This window comes from Exiguobacterium sibiricum 7-3, from assembly GCF_000620865.1.
Classification (GTDB): Bacteria; Bacillota; Bacilli; order Exiguobacteriales; family Exiguobacteriaceae; genus Exiguobacterium_A; species Exiguobacterium_A sibiricum_A.
In genome coordinates, this window is record NZ_KK211190.1 from 2562381 (window position 1) to 2580778 (window position 18398).

Sequence of the window (18398 nt, forward strand, 5' to 3'; positions counted from 1 at the left end):
GGCGGTAGTTCAAATTCCGAACTTTTGTTCTTATATTTTATCGTGTTGCTGCAACGGTCGCAAGTGCCGCTTCTAAATTGTCATAGATGATGTTGCCGACGACGATGGTATCCGCATGTTTCAACATTTCCTGCGCCCGTTCAACAGAGTCGATACCGCCGCCGTAAAACAACCGACCTTGCTTCAGCACGCGTTTGACCGAGGCGACCAGTTTCGGATCACCGTAGATCCCGCTGTACTCCAAATAAACGACCGGCATCCGGAAGACACTGTCTGCGAGTTGTGCGTAGGCAATGACCGTGTCGTCCGCCAATGGCTTGGCTTGCGTGACACGGGCGACCTTAGCATCAGGATTCAGTACGATATACCCTTCCCCGACAAGATCGGCGTGCGCCAACATATGACCCACTTCCTCGAGCGCCTCGACTTGTTTTTCAATGACGTGCTCAAGCGTTCCGCTGTTGAGGACGCTTGGTGTCAAATACGTATCGAACCCCATCGTCGCCGCTTCGAGCTCTGATACTTCCAGGGCAACGGCTACCGGATAACGACGCAATCGCATCAGTAAATCAAGTGTCGCATCGAGCGTGATGTCATCGGTTCCTCCGACGATGATGGCGTCGGTTCCTGACGTGGCAATCGCTTGGAGGGCGTCTTCTTCAATCTCCTTTGCCGGATCGAGCTTAAAGACATGACGCCATTCATTATACGGTAACAACATGTTCGTTCCATCCTCTCTTCTCATTCTCTTTCCCCAGTATAAAACAAAAACCCATCCCGCGCAGAGCGAGATGGGACAGACCTTTCAAGTCCGGACTTGGCGTTTCGTCAACAACGCGGCAAGTCCAAGGGCGAGGAAGGCATAGAGGACGGCAAACGCCCATGGTTCAGCCAAGAAAAAACCAAGCACCGGCACGTCCAGTAACGGGGAGTCCGGCGAACAGAGCGCCCGCCCGTTGACGATGGCCAGAAACGGTAACGCCGGAACCATGAAGATATAACCAAAGTTGATCCAAAATGCACGTTGCATGACGCAACCTCCTTAACCGATGATGACCGATTCTTTTGGATAATTGTAATTCCGTTTCGGCTGGTTGGCTTTGAGCAGCAAGACAAACGAAATGACACCAATCCGTCCGATGAACATCAAGACTGATAACGTCCATTTGCCGACATCGGATAGTTCACTCGTAATCCCAAGCGACAGCCCTGTTGTTCCGAATGCGGAACAAGCTTCAAAAAACAGGACGAGGAACGGTGCATCTTCAAAAATCAGTAAGACAATCAGTCCAATCATCGTCACACCGGTCGATACGACGATGACGACAAAGGCTTTCCAAATATCCGATTGTCCGATCTCGCGTCCGAAAATCTTGATGCCGTACTCGCCGCGAATAAAGGCGATGACACTGAGCACGGCGACGGCAAACGTCGTCGTCCGGATGCCTCCTCCGACCGAGGACGGCGAGGCTCCGATGAACATCAGAATCGATAAAACGAAAATGGAGGCTTGCGAGAAGGTCGTGATATCGACCGTTGTCAGTCCGCCATTTCGGGTCGTCACCGATTGGAACAAGGCATCGACCATTTTTTCATTAATCGGTAATCCTTTAAACGATTGATTCCACTCAAACAGCAACAGGCTGACCGTTCCGAACAAAACCAAGATGAAAAAGGTCGACGCCGTTAATTTCGTGAATAATGAAAAGTGGTACGGTTGACGGGTCGCTTGACGGGTCGCGCGGTAAGAGATGTACCGCCGGACTTCAACCAAAACCGGAAAACCAATCGCACCAAGCGTCAACAGTAAAATCTGCATAAAGACGACAAATAAATCTCCCCGAAACGGCAGGAGGGATTCTCCGGTAATGTCGAACCCGGCATTGGTCGTCGCACTGACCGAACCAAACAATCCTTGCAACATCGCTTCACCAAGCGTCGGAAAATATTTCGTATAATACAAACCTAAAATCAACGCGCCGATGATTTCAATCGACAGGATGATCAAAATGACTTCCCGAATGTATTTAACGACCCCTTGCATCGTCGTCTGATTTTGGTCACGGACAACAAGTTGCCGTTCCCGAAAGCCGATCCGTTTGCCGAGGATGACCCACATCGCGATATGCAGGGACATCAAGCCGATTCCGCTGACCTGCACGAGAATCATGATCATAAAGTAACCGAACGTCGTGAATGTGTCCGAGACGGAGACGGTCGTCAATCCGGTCACGCTGACGCAACTGACCGCCATGAAGACAAGATCCGTGAAATCCCAGTTGTAATTCCCCTGTGTCGACCAGGGCAACCCGAGTAAAATGACACCGATGATGACGGCAATAAAATAAATAATGACGAGTGACTGGATCGGCGTCAATTTTCGAATGAAGTGTTGCAGTCTTTGTTGATACGCTAAATCCATCCGGCTTCGTCCTCCTTCACAGAAATAGCGGATAACCGGTTAGTTATCCGCTACTTCCTCTTCTACGAGACCTAATCGTGCGAGCGCCAAATCGTAGCCGCCGGAACCGTAATTCAGACACCGTTTCACACGCGAAATCGTTGCTGTCGAAGCACCTGTCGCCTTTTCGATTTTATGATATGTGTTACCTTCGCGTAACTGACGGGCGACTTCGAGACGTTGTGCCAATGCTTGAATCTCATTGACCGTCGCTAGGTCTTCAAACAGCGTATAACAATCTTCTAATGAATCCATCTTCATGATGGCTGTAAATAATTGATCGAGTTCTTTTCCACGCAATTTATCGAGTTGCATCGTCTAACTCCCTTTCCCATGTGTTGCTCTTTAACAGTTTAAAGTGCGACGTTTTAAATTTCAAGCGTCATCGCAAAATTGCCGGGAAAAGTACTTTTTTCCGTAACACTTCATAGATACCTTGCGGAGTAATCCGGACATACGGCAAATGGGTCGACGCCAGGAACAAGAGCGTATAGATCGGGTCTTCATACTGATAACCGCGTGCGAACAAAGCTTCCCGCAGTGCCGTTTCCTGCACAATCAAGTCTTCAAGCGGTAAATCGGATGTCTGCCCCATCAAGGTCAATGGAACTTCTGCAATCACTTCACCGTCATCGACAAGGACGACACCGCCGCCGAATGATTTCATCCGCTCAAAGGCAATCTGCATATCTCGTTTCGATTTTCCAATCAATAAGATATCGCCGCTGATCGAATACGAACTGACGAGTCCGCCGACATGTGTCGCAAAGTTTTTTAAGACCGTGTTCAGACGCCATTTACCTTCCCGGTCGATCAGCATCAAAAATGACTCATCACATCCGGCGGGCAATACCTGCATGCTTGTATCATGTTCAACCTGATACAGCTTCATGATGACCGAATTGACCATCTCAAGACCAACCGGCATGCTGAAGGAAAAGTCCTGTTCGGTCAACTCAATCCCCACTTGCGAGGCTGGCATCAAATCAATCGCCCGATCCAGTGCTTCGACCGGATAACACGGAATATCGTTTTTCCGAACCCAGGTGCCGCGTGCTACGACATCGACCGGTGTCGGCTTATCTTTTGCCTCGAGTATGTTTAAATGAGCAATCCGTCCGGGTGCGATACTGCCAAGCAGATGATCGAGATTAAAGTGACGCGCTGCGTTGTACGAAGCAATCCGGTACGCTTCTTCCGGAGCAATTCCCGCAGCAAGCATCAATCGGATCGTCTCGTCCATCAACCCGGCTTTATAAAAGGAGGGTGTCGATCCGTCCGTCGTCACCAACACCTTTTCATAATTTTGTAATCCGGCTTCGACCAGGCCGGCAAAGATATCCGGTAAATCCGGACGAATCGACGAATATCGGATCGTCGTCGTATAACCAAGTTCGAGTCGGGTCAACGCTTCTTCGACCGTCATCGCTTCATGATCACTCGTGACGCCGAACAGAGCCATTTTCGTCAATGTCTTAGCAGAAGCACCCGGAAAATGTCCTTCGATCGGCTTGCCAAGTTTCATCGCATCCTGCATCCACTGCAACAGCTCGTCGTCACCTTGCGACAGGCGCGGCCAGCCCGTCAATTCACCGGCTTGGATGACTTGCGGATGTTTCAGCCACGCTTGAATCCGTCGGTTATCAATCGTGATGCTGTCGGCATCGAGTTCCGTTTGGGCATCCAGTCGCGCCCACCAGTACATCGATGTCGGAAGGTCTGCCAATGCGTCGACCTGCGCAAACGCTTGCTCCGTCGGCTCTAATAAAAGCAGCATATTATCGTTAACGAGTGTCGTTGTTCCGCGCTCTGCTGCAAATTTTGCGAGTGTCGCCGGATTATACAACTGAAACGGATGGGCATGCGGTTCGATGTAACCCGGGACGATGAATTTGCCCGTCGCATCGTAGACTTCATCCGCCATTTCCGGCATGTCCGGTCCAACGTAAATAATGCGGTCGCCGCTGATCCAGATGTTTGCTGTCCGCCATGCTTTGAGTCCTTGATTTAAGTACGTCGCATTTTCAATCACGAGTGTAGGTGCAAGCTTTCCGTTGATGACCGCTTGATGCGTGCGGACTTCTGTTTTCGTCCATGGGGACCGTCCACAATTTTTTTTCATGAAAGCTCGACCTCCTTTTTAATTTGAAAACGCTTTCTTATAGTTCTTATACTAAAATGTTACCGGAAAAGTTTCAAGCTTATTCGTCGCCAATTCGAGTCATTTCGCCAAAATAACACAAAACCGCCACGGAAGACAAGTCACGTTTTGCTGTACCCGTCAAAAAAAGCCGGTCCTCTCACATTGACGTGAGCAGAACCGGCTTATGGAAAGTAAGCAATTACGTCGTGCGAAATGCTCTTTTGGCGATATCCGTCCGGTAAAAGAAGCCGGTCCGGTCAAACGAATCGAGTCCGCTGTAAACGGTCGATACGGCCTGTTCCATGTCTTTTGCTTTGGCCACACAGACAAGGACACGTCCTCCGGCCGAAAGAATCACATCATTATCCCCTACGGCCGTTCCCGCATGGAAAATGAGCACGTCAGAACCAATCGTCGATGTCTGGACAGGGTGTCCCGTGATCGGTTGTTCTGGATAACCGTTCGCCGCGATGACGACACCGACGACGGCATCGTTCGACCAGACGACTTCCGGAATGCCCCCCTGCATCAATGGCATGATGACGTCAAGCAGCTCCGTTTCAAGCCGCGGCAGGATGACTTCCGTTTCCGGATCACCGAAACGGGCGTTGAACTCAATGACGGATGGTCCACGACTCGTCAACATCAGACCCGCATACAGGAAACCGGTAAACGGAATTCCTTCGCTTGCCATCTGTTCGACGAGCGGACGGAGGACACGTTGCATCGCTTCTTCCGTCACGGCCTGTTCGTCAAATTGCGGTAAGGGACTGTAAGCCCCCATTCCGCCTGTATTCGGACCGGTGTCCCCGTCAAAAGCCCGTTTATGATCTTGTGATAAGACCATCGGAATGACGGTTTCTTCATGCACGAAGGCCATCAACGAACATTCTTCGCCGACGAGACATTCTTCAATCACGACACTGCTCTGCTGCCCAAAGTCACCGGCAAAAATCTCATCGACTGCCTGAATCGCCTGATCCGTCGTCGTCGCAACCGTAACGCCTTTACCTGCCGCAAGGCCGTCGGCTTTGATGACGATCGGCGCCCCTTGCTTGCGGATGTAGGCATTTGCTTCCACCGCTGATGTAAAGACGGCATAGTCGGCCGTCGGAATACCAGCCCGGTCCATCAAAGCTTTTGCGAATTGTTTACTGCCTTCAATCGCCGCCGCTTCACGTGACGGTCCGAAAATCTTTAAACCGGCTGCCTGAAACGCATTGACGATCCCGAGCACAAGCGGTCCCTCTGGTCCGACAATCGTCCAGTCAATCTGCTCATCCTGCGCAAACCGAACTAGCTCGTCAATCGCGTCTTCCCGGATCGGCACACAGACCGCTTCCGTCATTCCGACGTTGCCGGGTGCTGCATAAATCGTCTCGATCCGGACATCCTGTGCCAATTTCCATACGAGCGCATGCTCGCGTCCACCTTTACCGACTACTAATACTTTCATTCGGATCGCCTCCGCTTAGTGTTTGAAATGACGCACGTTCGTAAAGATCATCGTGATGCCGTGTTTATTGCAGGCATCGATTGATTCCTGATCACGGATTGATCCGCCCGGTTGAATGATAGCTGTAATCCCGGCCGCTGCTGCTGCTTCGACCGTATCGCCCATCGGGAAGAACGCATCCGAGCCCATTGCAGCCCCGATCGCTTTCTCACCGGCTTGGGTAATCGCGATATTCGCTGAACCGACACGATTCATCTGTCCGGCACCAACACCGACCGTCACTTCGTCTTTTGCAATGACGATCGCATTGGATTTCACATGTTTGACCGCACGCCAAGCAAGTTTCAAGTCTTCCCATTCAGCGGCTGTCGGTTTCCGGTCGGTCACGACACGTGCTGATGCATCATCAAGTGTTTCGTCATCACTGTCTTGGACGAGCATCCCGCCGGCAACTGCCGTATAGCGGATTGCTTGGACGCGTTTGACATCCAGTTCGAGTAACCGGAGATTTTTCTTCGCCGAAAGTAACGCAAAGGCGTCTTCCGTAAAGGACGGAGCAATGATAATTTCAAGGAAGATACCGCTCAGTTGTTCCGCTGTCGCGAGATCGACTTCGCGGTTCAAGGCGACGATTCCACCGAAAATCGAGATTGGATCCGCGGCATGGGCACGACGGAACGCTTCATCAATCGTCGGACCAACAGCGACACCACACGGGTTCATGTGTTTAACAACGACCGCTGCCGCTTCACGGAACTCATCGAGAATCTCAAGTGCCGCATTAGCATCCTGGATGTTGTTGTAAGACAATTCTTTGCCGTGGAGCTGCTTCGCTGAAGCGAGCGATGCCCCGCGATAAATCGGAGTTTTGTAAAAGGCCGCTTCCTGGTGCGGGTTTTCTCCGTACCGTAAGTCCTGCACTTTTTCGAGCGTAATCGTCAGTTGGTCCGGGAACTTTTCTCCCGTCTGCGTCAGGAAGTAGTCGGCAATCAACGCATCGTACGCCGCTGTATGGCGGAAGGCTTTTGCTGCCAGCTTTTGACGGGTTTCAAATGTCGTTCCACCGAGATGAATTTCCTGGATGACGGCTTGATAATCCGCCGGATCGACGACGACCGTCACGGCGGCATGATTTTTGGCAGCCGAACGGATCATACTTGGTCCGCCGATATCGATGTTCTCGATCGCATCGGCATACGAGACGTCCTCATTCATGACTGTTTCTTTGAACGGATAGAGATTGACGACCACAAAATCAATCGGTTTGATCTGTTGTTCCGCCATCTGTTCCCGATGACTTTCAAGGTCCCGCCGTCCGAGCAGTCCACCATGGACCATCGGATGGAGGGTCTTGACCCGACCGTCGAGCATTTCCGGGAATTGTGTGACTTCACTGATGCCAATGACCGGAAGTCCTGCTGCTTCAAGGGCTTGATGTGTCCCGCCTGTCGAAATCAATTCGATCCCGGCTTCATGCATCGCCTGTCCTAGTTCGACGATACCTGTTTTGTCTGATACGCTGATTAACGCTCTCATACGTTTGCCTCCTCTTTCATCCACTCTTCGATGACTTGCGGGTACAATCTGTGCTCCACCTGCTGAATCGCCTGTTGGAGCGTTTCCCGCGTCATATCCTCTGTGATCCGAACCGCTTCTTGTGCGATGATCGGTCCTGTATCCATGCCTTCATCGACTATATGAATTGTAACACCTGTGATTTTGACTCCGCCACGAAATGCTTGCCCGATCGCATCTTTTCCCGGAAACGCCGGGAGCAGCGACGGGTGGATATTGACGATCCGTCCGGCATAATGCGACAGCAGGACGTCTCCGATCAAACGCATGTATCCGGCTAAGATAATCCGTTCCACGCCCCGCCGCTCCAGTTCCGCAACGATTTCCCGTTCGAACGACGGTTTATCCGGATAGTCTTTTGCCGTGAAGACGAAGATATCACAGCCGCGGGCCTGAGCCCGTTCAATCACTTTTGCTTGTTTTTGATCACAGACGACGAGTTCAATCGTAGCCTGCAGACGTCCTGTTTCAACTGCTTCGAATAACGCTTCGACATTACTGCCACTTCCCGAGGCAAAGCAGGCAATCTTCATTGGTCGACTCCAAGAATCCGGACACCCGGCTCACCTGTCACTGTCCCGATCGTATAGACGGTCTCATTTTCACGGGCAAGGCGTGCCGTGACTGCTGCGACATCTTCCGGTTTAACGATCATCATGTAACCAATCCCCATATTAAAGACATTGTACATATCGTGACGCGGAACGTTTCCGGCTTGTTCGAGCCAATCGAAGACCGGTAACGTCGGCCATTTTTTCGGATCAAACGTCGCACCGCATCCTTCAGGAAGAACACGCGGAACGTTTTCGTAAAAACCGCCGCCCGTAATATGGACCATCGCTTGAATTTTTTCTGTCTCAAGGGCCGCTTTGACCGCTTCGACGTAAATCCGGGTCGGCATCAACAATGTATTGCCGATCGTACTGCCGAACATCATCAGCTCATCTTCGTAACGAAGACCGCTTTCGGCGACGATCTTCCGGACAAGTGAAAAGCCGTTCGAATGGACACCGGATGAAGCGAGACCGAGAATGACATCTCCCGGTTGAACGTGTTCTCCTGTGATCAATTTTTGCTTTTCGACGGCACCGACTGCGAATCCAGCGATATCGTATTCACCGTCTGCATACATCCCCGGCATCTCTGCCGTTTCCCCGCCGATCAGCGTACAGCCGGACTGGACACAGCCTTCAGCAACACCGGCGACAATCCGCTCAATTTTAGCAGGAATCGCTTTCCCGAGGGCGATGTAATCGAGGAAATAAAGGGGTTCCGCGCCTTGGACGATGATGTCATTGACACACATCGCGACACAATCAATCCCAATCGTATCGTGCTGATCGAGGGCGAAAGCGAGCTTCAGCTTTGTGCCAACGCCGTCCGTTCCGCTGACGAGGACCGGTTCTTTCAGATTCAATTGACTGAGGTCGAACATTGCACCGAAACTGCCGAGTCCCGTCATGACTTCTTTGCGCATCGAGCGGGCCACGTGTTTTTTCATTCGAGAAACGGATTCGTATCCTGCCGTCAGGCTGACACCTGCTGCTTCGTATTGTTTACTCATGCTTTGTTCCCCCATCTGTTCAAAGTTTGGCTTCTAGTTCTAATGCACCGATTGGTGTTGGATATTCGCCTGTGAAACAAGCCGTACACTGACCTTTTAACGGACCATCAAACGGTCGATCAATTGCATTGACCATTCCGTTGACCGTCAGAAACTCAAGTGAATCGGCTCCGATTTCCCGGCAAATCTCGTCTGGTGTCAAGCGGGCGGAAATCAATTCATCTTTTGACGACGTATCGATGCCGTAATAACACGGATTCGTGATCGGCGGTGCCGTAATCCGGACGTGGACTTCCGTTGCCCCGGCTTCCCGTAACAAGCCGACGATGCGGCGGCTTGTCGTCCCGCGAACGATTGAATCATCGACCATGATGACCCGTTTGCCGTTGACGACACCCCGTAACGCCGATAACTTCATCTTGACGCCGCGTTCGCGCAGTTCTTGCGACGGCTGAATGAATGTCCGACCAACATAACGGTTTTTGATCAATCCCATTTCATACGGAATGCCGCTCGCTTCCGCGTAACCGATCGCTGCGGAGATACTGGAATCGGGCACACCTGTGACGACGTCTGCCTCGACCGGTGCTTCTTCGAACATCTTTTTACCAAGTGCTTTTCGTGCCGTATGCACGTTGACCCCATCAATCATCGAATCGGGACGGGAAAAGTAGATGTATTCCATCGAACACATCGCCCGCTCATGTGGTTCCATATACTGACGTGATGACATGCCGGATGTCGTGATGGTCACGAGCTCCCCAGGCTCGATATCCCGAATGAACTCCGCACCGACGATATCAAACGCACACGTCTCGGATGAAAAGACGATCCCGCCGTCCGGTGTTTTCCCGAGCGACAACGGACGCAGACCGTGTGGATCGACAGCAACGTACAACGTATCTTCCGTTAAGAATAAGAAGGCGAATGCGCCGACGAGTCGTGCCAGACTATCGGCAATCCGGTCTTCAAGCGTCGGTAACTTACTCCGTTTGACGAGGTGGGCGACGACTTCCGTATCACTCGTCGTTTGGAAAATCGCGCCTTCTGCTTCGAGCAAGTGTTTCAACGAATCGGCATTGACTAGGTTTCCGTTGTGCGCAAGCGCCAAGTCGCCCGTCCGTGATTTAAAATGGAGCGGTTGTGTATTCTCGAGCGTATTTCCCCCGGCCGTCGAATAGCGGACATGTCCGATGGCGTGGTGCCCCGATAAGGAATCAAGTGTTTCCTGTGAAAACACTTCCGTGACAAGTCCTTGTCCGCGGTGCGGCAGAAGCAGTTTACCGTCGCTTGCGACGATTCCCGCTCCTTCCTGTCCCCGGTGTTGCAGGCTGTGGAGACCGTAATACGCAAGTTGCGCCGCTTCCGGTTGTCCGAAAATCCCGAACACCCCACACTCTTCATTTAATCCTTTGATGTCATATAACACGCGATCGCCCCTTCCCAGTCGGCTTGCAGTGTTGAACGTTTCGCTTCGATGAGTGTATCGTTAGTCTTGATTTGCAAAGCATCTTGATCGGTAACGTATCCTAGTTTATGTGCCCCTGTATGTTTGATGAAGGCTGCTTCCTGTTCCGGCTTCACCGTCACGACGAAACGTGATTGCGATTCACTGAACAGATGCAGGGCTGGTCCGTCAAATGTCACGTCCAGACCAAGCGTCGTTCCGAATGTCATTTCGGCTAAGGCAACGGCGAGACCACCTTCTGCCACGTCATGGATTGCCGTGACGAGTCCCGCTTGAACCGCTGCTTGCAAGGCAAGTAACCGCTCTTGTTCGACGGCTAAGTCAATCTGCGGTGCTTTCCCAAATGATTTTTCGAATTGCAGGTATTGCAGTTCACTACCGCCGAATTCAGCTGTCGTTTCTCCGAGCAGATAAATCGCGTCGCCCGCTTGCTTGACGTGTTGCGTCGTAATCCATTCCGTTTGTTCATGGAGACCGACCATTCCGACGACCGGCGTCGGATGGACTGCTTTGCCAGCAGATTCATTGTATAAAGAGACATTCCCGCCGATGACCGGCGTCTCGAGCACGCGGCACGCTTCTGCCATTCCGGCCGTCGCTTGCTGTAGTTGCCAGAAGCCTTCCGGTTTATCCGGATTTCCGAAGTTCAGACAGTCGGTGATTGCCAGCGGTGTCGCACCACTCGCAACGATGTTGCGGGCTGCTTCAGCGACGGCAATCTGTCCGCCGACGAACGGATCGAGGTAAACGAAACGGCTGTTGCAGTCTGTCGTCATCGCGAGTGCTTTGTTCGTTCCGCGAACCCGGATGACCGCTGCATCAGAACCCGGTGCAACGACCGTTGACGTTTGGACCATATGATCGTATTGGTCGTAGACCCAACGTTTTGAAGCAATCGTCGGTTGTTTGAGCAAGGCACGCCATGTTTCGACCACATCCTCAACGACCGGTAACGTTTCGTCCATCGCTTGGAACTCTTCATAATATGCCGGGACACGGGATGGTTTGTTATAGACCGGAGCTTCTTCTGCGAGCGCATCAACCGGGACTTCAGCGACGATTTGACCGTGGTGGACCAGACGAAGGACTTTTTCATCGATGACTTCTCCGACGTGCACCGCATGGAGTCCCCATTTGCTGACGATTGCTTCGATTTCCGATTCGCGTCCGCGTTCAACGACCAGCAACATCCGTTCTTGTGACTCTGATAACATCATTTCATAAGCTGTCATGCCTGTTTCGCGTTGCGGCACATCATCAAGATGCATCTCAATGCCCATACCGGCTTTCGAAGCCATCTCGGCTGATGATGATGTCAGTCCGGCAGCTCCCATATCCTGCATCCCGACAAGCGCCGGATGACCGACGATTTCAAGACACGCTTCGATCAAGAGTTTCTCCATGAATGGATCTCCGACCTGAACGGCCGGACGTTTTGCTTCCGTATCTTCCCCAAGATCCTCTGAGGCAAAGGTCGCCCCGTGAATACCGTCGCGTCCGGTTGCGGCTCCGACGTACATGACCGAGTTCCCCGCCCCTTTGGCGAGACCCTTTTGAATGTCTTCATGATTGATCAAGCCGATACACATCGCATTGACAAGCGGGTTGCCCTCATACGAATGATCAAAACCGACTTCTCCTCCGATCGTCGGAATTCCGACACAGTTCCCGTATCCGGCAATTCCAGCGACCACTTGTTCAAACAGTTGATTGACACGCGGTGTACCGAGGTGACCGAAACGAAGCGAGTTCATCAAGGCGACCGGACGGGCTCCCATCGAAAAGATATCGCGAATGATGCCACCGACACCGGTCGCTGCCCCTTGGTACGGTTCGACGGCTGACGGATGATTGTGACTCTCTATTTTAAAGACGACGGCTTGATTATCCCCGATGTCGACGACACCGGCTCCTTCACCCGGACCTTGCAGGACGCGTGGACCTGTCGTCGGAAACTGACGTAACACCGGCTTCGACGTCTTGTACGAACAGTGCTCCGACCACATGACGGAAAACAATCCGATTTCTGTGTAGTTCGGTTGGCGTCCGAGTAAGTTGACGACCATCTCATATTCCGCGTCGCTCAGTCCCATCGTTGCGTAGATCCGTTGTTCCTGAATTTGCTCCATCGTTGGTTCAGACTGTTGTTTTAACATGATGTGCCCCCTGTTTGACGAGTGAAGTGAATAACTTAAGTCCATCCGTTCCGCCGGTCAGCAGCTCAACTGCCCGTTCCGGGTGTGGCATCATGCCGAGAACGTTACCGGCTTTATTCGTGATGCCGGCGATATCGCCGCGTGATCCGTTCGGGTTATCGGTATACGTAAAGGCAATTTGTCGGTTCGTCTGTAACATCGCATACGTCGCATCGTCACAGTAGTAGTTGCCTTCTCCATGCGCGATCGGAATCGTAATCGTTTCTTGCGCTGCATAGTCGGATGTAAAACGCGTCTCATTGTTTTCAACCTTCAGTTCAACCGTACGGCACATGAACTTCAGTCCCGTATTGCGGTGTAAGACACCCGGGAGAAGTCCGGCTTCAACGAGAATTTGGAAACCGTTGCAGACGCCGAGGACTGTTTTTCCTTCTGCCGCAAATCGTTTCACTTCCTCCATGATCGGTGAGAATTGAGCGATCGCTCCACACCGGAGATAGTCACCGTAGGAGAAGCCGCCCGGTAACAAGACGCCGTCGTATCCTTCAAGGGACGTTTCTGTATGGAAGACATAGTCCGCTTCTTCGCCAAGTGCATCTTTGACAGCATGATACATATCTAGATCACAGTTCGATCCGGGAAAAACGATGACGGCAAACTTCATACGGTCGTCACCTCTTCTACGTCAAAACGGTAATCTTCCATCACAGTGTTAACGAGCAGTTTCTGACACATCTCATGAATCATCGCGTCCGTTGTCTCATCTGAAACGAGCAACTCAATCCGCTTGCCGATCCGAACTTCTTCGACACCTGCAAAACCAAGCTGGCTAAGACCGCCTTTGACCGCGACACCTTGTGGATCTAAAATGCTTTCCCGTAATGCGACCGCTACTGTAACCTTTTTCATTGTCCGTTTCCCCCTAGGCGATTGAATAGTGTTTGGTACGTGTCGATGAGTGATCCGATATTGCGGCGAAAAACATCTTTGTCGAGGTGTTCGCCTGTTTCCTTATCCCATAACCGGCATGTATCCGGTGAGATTTCGTCTGCTAGTAAAATATCACCCGCGGGTGTTTTACCGTATTCGAGTTTAAAATCAATCAGTGTGATTCCTTTTTCATCAAAGTAAGGACGTAAGACATCGTTGACACGATTGGCTTCCTGTTCGAGCAAGGAAAGCTCCTTCGTAGTCGCAATCTTCAGTAAATTGATGTGTGCCGGTGTGACAAGCGGATCGCCTAAGCTGTCATCTTTATAATAAAACTCGACGATCGGTGTTTCGAGCACCGTTCCTTCTTCGATGCCCAGCCGTTTACTGAGGCTTCCGGCGACGACGTTTCGAACGACGACTTCCAGTGGAATGATCGTGACACGACGTACGAGCTGTTCGCGCTCCGATGTCCGTTCAATGAAGTGGGTCGGAATTCCGGCCGCTGCGAGGACCTCAAAAAAGTGGCTCGTCAAACGGTTGTTGAGTTCTCCCTTACCGGCAAACTCTGCCTTCTTCTCTCCATTGAATGCCGTAGCTTCGTCTTTGTAGACGATGCGGAGCACATCCTGATCCTGCGTCGTGTATAATCGTTTTGCTTTTCCTTCATAAAGTGGTTGCATCGATTTCGTCCCCCATGATCCTAAGATGTAGACGGGAGCACAGCTCCCGTCCCAGGTTGATTAGTTCAAGCCACACCGTTCAAAGATTTCATCCACTCGGCTCGTATGATACGTTGGATCAAAACAAGCATCGAGTTCTTCTTCTGTAAAGAGTTGTTGAATGTCCGCTTCCTGCCATAAGACATCGCGGAACATGATTTGTTCTTCCCATGCCTGCATCGCCCGCGGTTGGACGAAGTCGTATGCCGCTTCACGTGACCAACCTTTTTCAATCAAGGCGAGTAAGACGTGACCGGAGAAGATGACACCAAACGTCCGGTCCATGTTGCGTTTCATATTTTCCGGGAAGACCGTCAGATTTTTAATGATGTTACCGAACCGGTTCAGCATGTAGTTGAGTAATCCCGTCGCATCCGGCAAAATGATCCGTTCCGCAGACGAGTGCGAGATATCGCGTTCATGCCACAGCGAAACGTTTTCATACGCTGTCACCATATGGCCGCGGATAACCCGTGCAAGACCGGTCATGTTCTCTGAACCGATTGGATTGCGTTTATGCGGCATCGCCGATGATCCCTTTTGACCTTTGGCGAAGAATTCTTCGACTTCACGTGTCTCCGTTTTTTGAAGGCCACGAATTTCCGTCGCCATCTTTTCAATCGATGTCGCGATTAAGGCAATCGTCGACATGTAATGGGCATGACGATCACGTTGCAGGGTTTGCGTCGAGACCGGTGCCGGTTTCGTACCAAGCTTCTCGCAGACATATTTTTCGATGAACGGGTCGATGTTCGCAAACGTTCCGACCGCTCCCGACATCTTGCCGTATTCGACTGTTTCCCGTGCTGCCTCGAACCGGACTTTATTGCGTTTCATTTCTTCGTACCAAAGGGCGAGCTTCAGACCAAACGTCGTCGGCTCGGCGTGTACGCCGTGTGTACGTCCCATCATGACCGTATATTTATGTTCGTTGGCTTTGACTTTTAAAATCTCGATGAAACGATCGAGATCGGCCGCCAAGATATCATTTGCTTGTTTCAACAGATACGATAACGCCGTATCAACGACGTCCGTTGACGTCAGTCCGTAATGAACCCATTTGCGTTCTTCGCCAAGTGTCTCCGATACGGCACGTGTGAAGGCGATGACGTCGTGTCGTGTCTCTTGCTCGATTTCATTGATCCGATTGACATCAAACGAAGCGTTTTCCCACAGCAACTCGACGTCTTCTTTTGGAATCACCCCAAGTTCACTCCATGCTTCACATGCTAAAATCTCAACTTTCAACCAAGCCTCGAATTTATTCTGTTCTGTCCAGATCGCTTTCATCTCAGGACGTGTATAGCGTTCGATCATCTAACCGTCTCCTTCCATATCTGCAGGCGCGCAACTTCGGCTAACGCTTCTTCGACCGAATCCGCCAAGATGTTCAGATGCCCCATCTTCCGCCCTTGTTTTGCGTCCTGTTTTCCGTATAAATGGACTTTCGTCCGTGAGGATAACATCGGTAATGCCTCGTCTAATGCTGTGATATGTTGACCTAGGATGTTCGCCATGACGACCGGTGTCGTCAAGCGGGTATCGCCGAGCGGCAGTCCGCAGATGGCTCGTATGTGTTGCTCGAACTGTGACGTCTCGCACGCATCAATCGAATAATGACCCGAGTTATGTGGGCGCGGCGCCAGTTCGTTGACGATCAGTTCGGAACCGACGACGAACAGTTCGATTGCCAGTGTGCCGATCAAATCGACATCGTTCGCGAGACGCGTCGCCAGGTCAACCGCTTGTTGTTCCAAGCCGCTTGAGATACGGGCGGGAACGATCGACAGATGCAGGATGTTGTCTTGATGGATATTTTCACTGACCGGGAAAACTTTCGTTTCCTGCTCACTTCGCGCGACAATGACGGAGATTTCTTGATCAAACGGCAACCATTTTTCTGCAACATACTCGGTTGATTCAAAGTTCTTCATCGCTGTTTGTAAATCCAGCTCTGTCCGAATGACCATCTGTCCTTTTCCATCGTAACCAAAGCGTGCTGTTTTCAAGACGAACGGGAGACCTAACTGCTGTTTGGCTTCGAGGAGATCTTCGCTTGTCTGAACTGCCTGGTAAGGCGCTACCTTGTAACCAAGCTGTTCAATCAGTTCTTTCTCCCGAATCCGGTGTTGGGTCCGAAACAAAAGTTCTGTCCCGTGAATCAGTTTATTGCCGATTGCTTCCGCTACTTCGTGTGAGATATTCTCAAACTCATAGGTCACGACATCTGATTCGGCGGCAAGTCGTTTCGCTGCCTCGACGTCCATAAACGGTGCTTGAATCTGTTGATCCGCTACTTGCGCACACGGTGCGTTTTCAGTTGGATCAAGCGTGATGAGCGAATAGCCCATTTGCCGTGCAGATAAAGCCATCATCCGACCTAGTTGTCCCCCACCTAAGATACCGATCCGTTTCATGTCAGATGCACCTCGGAAGCGATGACATCTCCTTCTAGTTCGACCCGCATATGGTCTAAAGCTCGGGCAATCCGTTCGTCGACCGTTCCAAGAATCTGAGCAGCAAGTAAACCCGCATTTTTTGCTCCAGCGTCACCAATCGCAACTGTCGCGACTGGAACACCACCGGGCATTTGGACGATTGAGAGTAAGGAATCGATGCCTTGAAGTGCTTTGCTTTGAATTGGGACACCGATTACCGGTAATGTCGTCTTTGCAGCAACCATTCCCGGAAGATGGGCGGCTCCGCCTGCACCGGCAATGATGACTTTTAATCCTCGTTCCCGAGCAGATTCCGCATAACGAAACATTAAGTCAGGTGTCCGGTGTGCCGACACAACTTTCTTTTCGTACGCAATATCCAACTGATCCAGTACATCACACGTTTTCTGCATGGTCACCCAATCCGATTGACTGCCCATGATGACTCCGATTTCCACCTTACTCATCTGCGTGTCCTCCTTTTTGCATAAAAAAAGCCCAAACCACGTCTAAAAGGGTGGCTTAGGGTATAAAAAGGTACGCCAAAGAATCATCGACGAACATCCATATACCCCATAGTCCAACGATTTAGGGTCGTCGGGTAGAAACTTGCAAGCCATATCCCTGCTATTATACGAGGTGTTATATTCAATCTTCCTATCACGCCTTCATCTTAACAAGACTTCGGTCCGTTCGTCAACCAAAGACGAACAATTTAATTATCTGAAAATTCATCGTTCGGTTTTATGGATGAATTGTTCTATTCACTTAGTTCAGCATTCGGAAATTTAAAAAGCTGCTAAACTAACGACAAGAAAATCACAAAAAAATACGACCCTTTCTTTTACGAAAGAGTCGTATTTTTGAAAAGATATCTCGATTCAGACATTCTCAGCTTCGAGTTTCGGTTTGCAGTCAAAAATGATTTGCTGACGAATAGGATACGGTTCGCCATTCGCATCCAGTCCAAAAATCGGTTCTTCTCGTCGTACGGTCGGACGATAACCCATGGCATCGATCCGATCCAGACAATCACTGATCGTTTCATTTTCTTCTACGGCAACTCGCATTTTTTGCTTTTTTGCCATGAGTATCACATTCCTTCCTTATTATATATATGAAAAAACCAAAAAAAGTCCATAAAAAAGCGGCGGCCCTTGAGCGTATGCTCCAGAACCACCGTTTGCCTGGCAACGTCCTATCCTCACAGGGGGAAGCCCCCAACTACTTTCGGCGTTCAAGTGCTTAACTTCCGTGTTCGGCATGGGAACGGGTGTGACCACTTGGCTATCGTCACCAGACGACGGGCTCGCGCCCTCAAAACTGAAGTCATCAACAATGCATCTGCTAGAACAAGGCCTCGACCGATTAGTATCACTCAGCTCCGCATGTCGCCATGCTTCCACCCGTGACCTATCTACCTCATCGTCTCTGAGGGGTCTTTCTTGATTACTCAAAGGGAAATCTCATCTTGGAGGGGGCTTC

The 18398-nt window shown here is 51.0% G+C and carries 18 protein-coding genes, 1 rRNA gene and 1 riboswitch; all 19 genes read right to left on the reverse strand.

The features are described 5' to 3' along the window. Positions 1-37 precede the first annotated feature (37 nt). Positions 38-721, reverse strand: coding sequence for a heptaprenylglyceryl phosphate synthase (locus P402_RS0114260; protein WP_026829298.1), 684 nt, complete (start codon positions 719-721; stop codon positions 38-40). A gap of 84 nt (positions 722-805) precedes the next feature. Further along, positions 806-1030, reverse strand: coding sequence for a hypothetical protein (locus P402_RS0114265; protein WP_026829299.1), 225 nt, complete (start codon positions 1028-1030; stop codon positions 806-808). A 12-nt stretch (positions 1031-1042) separates the two neighbouring features. Further along, complete coding sequence (locus P402_RS0114270) at positions 1043-2422, reverse strand: TrkH family potassium uptake protein (RefSeq protein WP_026829300.1); 1380 nt, start codon at positions 2420-2422, stop codon at positions 1043-1045. Positions 2423-2461: 39 nt separating this feature from the next. Then, positions 2462-2776, reverse strand: a complete 315-nt coding sequence (locus P402_RS0114275) for a YerC/YecD family TrpR-related protein (RefSeq protein ID WP_012369366.1) — start codon at positions 2774-2776, stop codon at positions 2462-2464. 67 nt (positions 2777-2843) lie between these two features. Continuing rightward, positions 2844-4583, reverse strand: a complete 1740-nt coding sequence (locus P402_RS0114280; RefSeq protein WP_026829301.1) for an adenine deaminase C-terminal domain-containing protein — start codon at positions 4581-4583, stop codon at positions 2844-2846. 220 nt (positions 4584-4803) lie between these two features. Further along, positions 4804-6060 (reverse strand): phosphoribosylamine--glycine ligase, encoded by a 1257-nt coding sequence (gene purD, locus P402_RS0114285; RefSeq protein ID WP_026829302.1) that lies wholly within the window; start codon positions 6058-6060, stop codon positions 4804-4806. A 15-nt stretch (positions 6061-6075) separates the two neighbouring features. Then, a complete protein-coding gene (purH, locus tag P402_RS0114290) occupies positions 6076-7596 on the reverse strand; it encodes a bifunctional phosphoribosylaminoimidazolecarboxamide formyltransferase/IMP cyclohydrolase (RefSeq protein WP_026829303.1) in 1521 nt (506 codons plus the stop codon). Then, on the reverse strand, positions 7593-8168 hold the full coding sequence (gene purN, locus P402_RS0114295) for a phosphoribosylglycinamide formyltransferase (protein WP_012369362.1): 576 nt from the start codon (positions 8166-8168) through the stop codon (positions 7593-7595). Before purN ends, purH begins: the two co-directional genes overlap by 4 nt. Then, complete coding sequence (gene purM, locus P402_RS0114300) at positions 8165-9199, reverse strand: phosphoribosylformylglycinamidine cyclo-ligase (protein ID WP_026829304.1); 1035 nt, start codon at positions 9197-9199, stop codon at positions 8165-8167. The genes purN and purM overlap by 4 nt, the downstream gene beginning before the upstream one ends. 19 nt (positions 9200-9218) lie before the next feature. After that, complete coding sequence (purF, locus tag P402_RS0114305; protein ID WP_026829305.1) at positions 9219-10628, reverse strand: amidophosphoribosyltransferase; 1410 nt, start codon at positions 10626-10628, stop codon at positions 9219-9221. Further along, entirely contained in the window at positions 10604-12823 is a 2220-nt protein-coding gene (purL, locus tag P402_RS0114310; RefSeq protein ID WP_026829306.1) for a phosphoribosylformylglycinamidine synthase subunit PurL, read from the reverse strand. Before purL ends, purF begins: the two co-directional genes overlap by 25 nt. Beyond that, positions 12804-13487, reverse strand: a complete 684-nt coding sequence (gene purQ / locus P402_RS0114315; protein WP_026829307.1) for a phosphoribosylformylglycinamidine synthase subunit PurQ — start codon at positions 13485-13487, stop codon at positions 12804-12806. Before purQ ends, purL begins: the two co-directional genes overlap by 20 nt. Continuing rightward, positions 13484-13732, reverse strand: coding sequence for a phosphoribosylformylglycinamidine synthase subunit PurS (purS, locus tag P402_RS0114320; RefSeq protein ID WP_026829308.1), 249 nt, complete (start codon positions 13730-13732; stop codon positions 13484-13486). Before purS ends, purQ begins: the two co-directional genes overlap by 4 nt. Next, positions 13729-14436, reverse strand: coding sequence for a phosphoribosylaminoimidazolesuccinocarboxamide synthase (gene purC, locus P402_RS0114325; RefSeq protein WP_026829309.1), 708 nt, complete (start codon positions 14434-14436; stop codon positions 13729-13731). Before purC ends, purS begins: the two co-directional genes overlap by 4 nt. Positions 14437-14496: 60 nt before the next feature. Further along, positions 14497-15792, reverse strand: a complete 1296-nt coding sequence (purB, locus tag P402_RS0114330; protein WP_026829310.1) for an adenylosuccinate lyase — start codon at positions 15790-15792, stop codon at positions 14497-14499. Further along, entirely contained in the window at positions 15789-16892 is a 1104-nt protein-coding gene (purK, locus tag P402_RS0114335) for a 5-(carboxyamino)imidazole ribonucleotide synthase (protein ID WP_026829311.1), read from the reverse strand. Before purK ends, purB begins: the two co-directional genes overlap by 4 nt. Then, positions 16889-17380, reverse strand: coding sequence for a 5-(carboxyamino)imidazole ribonucleotide mutase (gene purE, locus P402_RS0114340; RefSeq protein ID WP_026829312.1), 492 nt, complete (start codon positions 17378-17380; stop codon positions 16889-16891). The genes purK and purE overlap by 4 nt, the downstream gene beginning before the upstream one ends. Before the next feature lie 89 nt (positions 17381-17469). Then, positions 17470-17571, reverse strand: a riboswitch (purine riboswitch). Between the two features lie 223 nt (positions 17572-17794). Next, entirely contained in the window at positions 17795-18001 is a 207-nt protein-coding gene (locus tag P402_RS0114345; RefSeq protein WP_026829313.1) for an NETI motif-containing protein, read from the reverse strand. A 97-nt stretch (positions 18002-18098) separates the two neighbouring features. After that, positions 18099-18214: ribosomal RNA gene (rrf, locus tag P402_RS0114350) — 5S ribosomal RNA — on the reverse strand. Between the last annotated feature and the right edge of the window lie 184 nt (positions 18215-18398).

Bases quoted from the DNA above. Each gene is read 5' to 3' on its own strand.
- P402_RS0114265 (WP_026829299.1), bottom strand. From the start codon at position 1,030: ATGCAACGTGCATTTTGGATCAACTTTGGTTATATCTTCATGGTTCCG.
- purE (WP_026829312.1), bottom strand. From the start codon at position 17,380: ATGAGTAAGGTGGAAATCGGAGTCATCATGGGCAGTCAATCGGATTGG.
- purK (WP_026829311.1), bottom strand. From the start codon at position 16,892: ATGAAACGGATCGGTATCTTAGGTGGGGGACAACTAGGTCGGATGATG.
- purH (WP_026829303.1), bottom strand. From the start codon at position 7,596: ATGAGAGCGTTAATCAGCGTATCAGACAAAACAGGTATCGTCGAACTA.
- purN (WP_012369362.1), bottom strand. From the start codon at position 8,168: ATGAAGATTGCCTGCTTTGCCTCGGGAAGTGGCAGTAATGTCGAAGCG.
- P402_RS0114275 (WP_012369366.1), bottom strand. From the start codon at position 2,776: ATGCAACTCGATAAATTGCGTGGAAAAGAACTCGATCAATTATTTACA.
- P402_RS0114260 (WP_026829298.1), bottom strand. From the start codon at position 721: ATGTTGTTACCGTATAATGAATGGCGTCATGTCTTTAAGCTCGATCCG.
- purC (WP_026829309.1), bottom strand. From the start codon at position 14,436: ATGCAACCACTTTATGAAGGAAAAGCAAAACGATTATACACGACGCAG.
- purS (WP_026829308.1), bottom strand. From the start codon at position 13,732: ATGAAAAAGGTTACAGTAGCGGTCGCATTACGGGAAAGCATTTTAGAT.
- P402_RS0114270 (WP_026829300.1), bottom strand. From the start codon at position 2,422: ATGGATTTAGCGTATCAACAAAGACTGCAACACTTCATTCGAAAATTG.
- purL (WP_026829306.1), bottom strand. From the start codon at position 12,823: ATGTTAAAACAACAGTCTGAACCAACGATGGAGCAAATTCAGGAACAA.
- P402_RS0114345 (WP_026829313.1), bottom strand. From the start codon at position 18,001: ATGGCAAAAAAGCAAAAAATGCGAGTTGCCGTAGAAGAAAATGAAACG.
- purB (WP_026829310.1), bottom strand. From the start codon at position 15,792: ATGATCGAACGCTATACACGTCCTGAGATGAAAGCGATCTGGACAGAA.
- purQ (WP_026829307.1), bottom strand. From the start codon at position 13,487: ATGAAGTTTGCCGTCATCGTTTTTCCCGGATCGAACTGTGATCTAGAT.
- purM (WP_026829304.1), bottom strand. From the start codon at position 9,199: ATGAGTAAACAATACGAAGCAGCAGGTGTCAGCCTGACGGCAGGATAC.
- purD (WP_026829302.1), bottom strand. From the start codon at position 6,060: ATGAAAGTATTAGTAGTCGGTAAAGGTGGACGCGAGCATGCGCTCGTA.
- P402_RS0114280 (WP_026829301.1), bottom strand. From the start codon at position 4,583: ATGAAAAAAAATTGTGGACGGTCCCCATGGACGAAAACAGAAGTCCGC.